This window comes from Burkholderia sp. LFS061 (genome assembly GCF_047978125.1).
In the GTDB taxonomy this organism is placed as follows: Bacteria; Pseudomonadota; Gammaproteobacteria; order Burkholderiales; family Burkholderiaceae; genus Burkholderia; species Burkholderia pyrrocinia_C.
Genome location: NZ_JBFPFS010000173.1, coordinates 1 through 250, shown reverse-complemented (window position 1 = coordinate 250; position 250 = coordinate 1). Strand labels below are relative to the sequence as shown.

Below are 250 nucleotides of genomic sequence, written 5' to 3'. Positions count from 1 at the left end.
CGAGGCGATCTGCGAGGCGGCCTCGCGCCCCGCCATGCGATTTGTGACACCAAAGACGGAATCACAGCAGACGCTGTCAGCCCTGCATCGGGTCCGCGATTCGCTGGTGCGCGATCGAGTTAAAGCCGTTAATCAGATACACGGCTTTCTGCTTGAGTTCGGCATCAGCCTGCCTATCGGCAACGCCGTTATCAAACGCTTGCCGGCCGTGCTCGCCGATCATTCACTGCCACCGCGCCTCGTCGCCATC

1 pseudogene is annotated in these 250 nt (G+C 61.2%); it reads left to right on the top strand.

Annotated elements, in window-relative coordinates:
• Window positions 1–250: pseudogene (locus ACNQQL_RS36225) on the top strand (IS110 family transposase); the annotation flags it as partial.